The sequence below is a fragment of the Caldalkalibacillus thermarum genome (genome assembly GCF_014644735.1).
Taxonomy (GTDB): domain Bacteria; phylum Bacillota; class Bacilli; order Caldalkalibacillales; family Caldalkalibacillaceae; genus Caldalkalibacillus; species Caldalkalibacillus thermarum.
The window spans coordinates 1-3,958 of sequence record NZ_BMKZ01000081.1 but is presented as its reverse complement, the minus strand read 5'-3'; the positions used below and the strand labels follow the sequence as shown (position 1 = coordinate 3,958).

Genomic DNA, 3,958 nt, shown 5'->3' with positions numbered 1-3,958 from the left:
TCGGTATACTTCTTTTAGACATAGGTAGGGTACTCCTTTCTCTAAGATTTTTGATCCTATCAGAGAATACCCTACCTTTTTTCTTTTGTTCTAGCAAAATGCTTTACACAAACTTTTATACATCATCGAATTGATGAAGGAAAAATGAAGAGGGACAGGGGCACAATAACGGATAGGCATGTGTCTTCTTGGTGACTATGACAAGGACAGGAGGTGTGATACCGTGGACAAAAAAGGCAAACGGCAAAAGTTAAGGCCTGAAGAGGAAGAGCCGACTATTGCCCCCAGCATGGAAATGGATGAATTGGAAGAGGACGCTTCTTTTGAGGACATTGCCACAGGCAATTACACCCGGGTAACCAAGCTGGATGTAGACCGTTTAAGGGATTGACAAATGCATCAATTAAAAGGATAATAAATTAAAAATTCATGGCATGACGTGCTCATGTGGCGGTGAAGTCCTACCGCGGATCCTTCCGTCCTTTGATGGACAGAAGGATCTTTTTGCTAAGAGACGAAGTTAAAGAGGGATGAGCAATGGGAAACGGACGGATTGTGGTTAAAATTGGAAGCAGCTTGTTGGCCAACACCAGGGGGGGATTATGCGAGCAAAAACTGAATGAACATGTCAATGCCCTTGCCAGATTGAAACAGGCCGGTTATGAAGTGGTCTTAATTTCCTCTGGGGCGGTGGCTGCCGGTTTTACTTTGCTCGGCTATCCAGCCAGGCCGGTTACCATCCAGGGCAAACAAGCAGCAGCGGCCGTGGGCCAAGGGGTTCTTATGCAGGGTTATACCCGTGCTTTTGCCAGACATGGCATTGTGACGGCCCAGCTCCTGTTGACCCGCTATGATTTTTCGGCCCGGGACCGGTACAATAATGCCTGCGCCACATTGACCGAGCTTTTGGCCCGGGGTGCCTTGCCGATTATCAATGAGAATGACTCCGTAGCCGTGGATGAACTGACGTTTGGGGACAATGACATGCTTTCCGCTTTGGTCAGTGGCCTGGTGCATGCCGATCTCTTAATCATCTTAACGGATATTGACGGTTTGTATGACGCCGATCCCCGGCGGAGTGATAAGGCTAAAAAGTATACTTTCTTGCCTGAGATCACTGAAGAACTATTGGCTAAAGCGGGGCAACCGGGTTCCAAGCTGGGCACGGGGGGAATGCGCTCCAAAATAGAAGCGGCCAAAACGGCATTATCGATGGGCGTTCAGGTGTTTATCGGAACAGGACAGGGAGAGGACAAATTATTGGACATTATTGAAGGGAAAGGAAATGGCACGTATATCGGCGCCTCCTCCCGCGGCGGTTTGAAAAACCGGCAGCAGTGGATTGCCTTTCATTCGGCGGTCAAAGGGACCATTACGGTGGATCAGGGAGCGGCAGCCGCCCTTCTGGAGCGGGGCAAAAGCTTGTTGCCAGCCGGCGTCACACAGGTCAATGGTACCTTCCAGGCGGGAGATGTGGTGGAGGTGCTGAATCATAAGGGTGAACGGATTGGCAAAGGCTTAGTTAATTATTCCTCCGTTGAATTGCAACAAATTAAGGGGAAATCAAGCGCAGAGGCGATGCAAACCACACAGCGGATGATGGAGGAAGTGATTCATCGGGATAATTGGGTAAGTTTAGAGAAGGAGCGTGTCCGAAGATGAATGAGCTGATGGAAAAAGCAAAAATGTTAAAATCTGTGGCTCCCCGGCTGGCTGCCTTAACGGCGGAGCAAAAAAATCAGGCCCTTATCCTCATGGCTGAGCAGTTAATAGCGTCGGCAGACTTAATACTAGAGGAAAATGAGAAAGACATTGCTGCCGGCCAAGCAAGCGGTTTGAGCAGGGCCCTGTTGGACCGTTTGCAATTGACCCGGCAGCGCATAGAGGAAATGGCTGAAGGTATCCGGCAAGTGGCTGAACTGCCTGACCCGGTGGGGGAAGTGATCAACTCCTGGGAGAGGCCTAATGGCTTAAAAATCGAACAGGTCCGGGTGCCGCTGGGCGTGATCGGCATGATTTATGAAGCCAGACCCAATGTGACTGTCGATGCAGCGGCCCTTTGCTTAAAAACAGGCAATGCTGTCCTGTTGAGAGGCAGCTCATCGGCCATCCACTCCAACAAAGCGTTGGTCCATGTGATTCAACAAGCCTTAGAAAAAAGTGACTGCCCTGCTGATGCTGTTCAGCTGCTTGAAGACACCAGCCGCCAGACCGCCAACCAGATGTTCCGTCTCAACGGCTACCTGGATGTGCTGATTCCCCGCGGCGGGGCACAGCTGATTCAATCGGTGATTGAACAGGCGTCTGTTCCTGTAATAGAAACGGGTGTGGGCAACTGTCACATGTATATCGATGAAACAGCTGATCCCCAAATGGCCATCGCTCTGGTGCTCAACGGCAAAACCCAGCGGCCGTCGGTCTGTAATGCAGTGGAAACCGTGCTGGTCCACGAAAGTTGGGCCAAGGCACATTTACAAGACTTAGTGACTGCTCTTAAAGAGAAGCAGGTTGAGATCAGAGCGGATGACAAAGCACGGGCCCTCGTTCCCGGTTTGGTGCCCGCAACGGAGCAGGATTGGCACGAAGAATATCTCGATTTAATATTAGCCATGAAAGTGGTTGCTGATGTTGAACAGGCGATTGAGCATATCAACCGCTATGGAACGAAACACTCCGAAGCGATCATTAGCGCAACAGAAGAAAACGTGGCTAAATTTTTCCAACAAGTGGATGCGGCTGCCCTCTATCACAATGCCTCCACTCGTTTTACCGATGGGTTTGAATTCGGTTTTGGAGCAGAAATCGGCATCAGTACCCAGAAGCTTCACGCCCGGGGTCCGATGGGATTACCAGCTTTAACATCATCTAAATATGTGATCCGGGGACAGGGGCAAATCAGGTAAGTGACGCTCAAGTCAAGTGTGCCTTATCTCGCCAGCCTGATGGTGCCGTTATCCTAAGGCCGGCCCCCAATGTCACGGAAAAAAGAGCCAGCATATATTAGTAAAGGCAAGCTTTTTAAAAGAGAGGCACGTTGAAATTGGACTGCTGAAGGAGAGAGGTTCATTGACCATTGAAACTGAGCAGGAACTGCAGGCGCTGCTCAAAGTGGGCCGGGTCGTGGCGTCTGCTTTACAGGAAATGTTGAGTCATGTCCGGCCGGGGATCAGCACAGCTGAGCTGGATGCCATCGGTGACCAGGTGCTTAAACAGCATGGTGCTCGATCAGCTCCCCGGGAACAGTACAATTTTCCTGGGGCAACATGTATTAGTGTCAACGAAGAGGTGGCCCATGGCATTCCCGGTACCCGGGTTTTACAGCCCGGCGACAAGGTCAACATTGATGTGTCTGCTCAACTAGACGGTTATTTTGCTGACACCGGTGCCACTGTCATTGTTCCGCCAGTGTCTAAACAGGCGCGGCNGGAAGCCATGCAGAAAGCCTATCGCTTTCGCCTGTATCCTAACCAAAAACAACAGACCCTGATCCATAAGACGTTTGGCTGTTGCCGTTTTGTGTTTAATCACTTCCTTGCCAGACGGAAAGAAGTCTACGAGACGGAAAGGAAAACACTTGGATATCATGCCTGTTCAGCGTTGCTAACTCAACTCAAGAAAGAACGAGAGTGGCTGAAAGAACCGGATGCCACAGCCTTGCAAACAGCGTTGCGACACTTGGATGACGCATTCAAACGGTTCTTCCGGGAGAAAAAAGGCTATCCCCGTTTTAAAAGCCGTAAAAACCCGGTACAATCCTATACCTCTAAAAACAACAACGGCTCCATTGCCATTGCAGGCAACCGGATTCGTCTGCCCAAACTGGGTTGGGTCAAATTGGCCAAGTCCCGTGAAGTGGAAGGGCGTATCCTTTCCGCCACCATTCGGAAAAATCCATCGGGCAAATACTTTGTGTCGGTGCTGGTGGAAACAGAGATTCAACCGTTGCCTGCCTGTGACA

At 50.3% G+C, this 3,958-nt stretch carries 4 protein-coding genes and 1 pseudogene; all 5 read left to right on the top strand.

Going from position 1 to position 3,958, the window contains the following annotated elements:
- The first annotated feature begins 223 nt into the window (after positions 1-223).
- On the top strand, positions 224-391 hold the full coding sequence (locus IEW48_RS16205; protein WP_188624661.1) for a hypothetical protein: 168 nt from the start codon (positions 224-226) through the stop codon (positions 389-391).
- Positions 392-537: 146 nt separating this feature from the next.
- Positions 538-1,662 (top strand): glutamate 5-kinase, encoded by a 1,125-nt coding sequence (gene proB, locus IEW48_RS16200; RefSeq protein ID WP_188624659.1) that lies wholly within the window; start codon positions 538-540, stop codon positions 1,660-1,662.
- Positions 1,659-2,903 (top strand): glutamate-5-semialdehyde dehydrogenase, encoded by a 1,245-nt coding sequence (locus IEW48_RS16195; protein WP_188624658.1) that lies wholly within the window; start codon positions 1,659-1,661, stop codon positions 2,901-2,903. Before proB ends, IEW48_RS16195 begins: the two co-directional genes overlap by 4 nt.
- Positions 2,904-3,141: 238 nt before the next feature.
- Positions 3,142-3,375, top strand: a pseudogene (locus IEW48_RS17815) (M24 family metallopeptidase); the annotation flags it as partial.
- A gap of 57 nt (positions 3,376-3,432) precedes the next feature.
- Positions 3,433-3,958: RNA-guided endonuclease TnpB family protein (locus IEW48_RS17810; RefSeq protein ID WP_188624660.1), on the top strand; the 526-nt coding region annotated here is incomplete at its 3' end.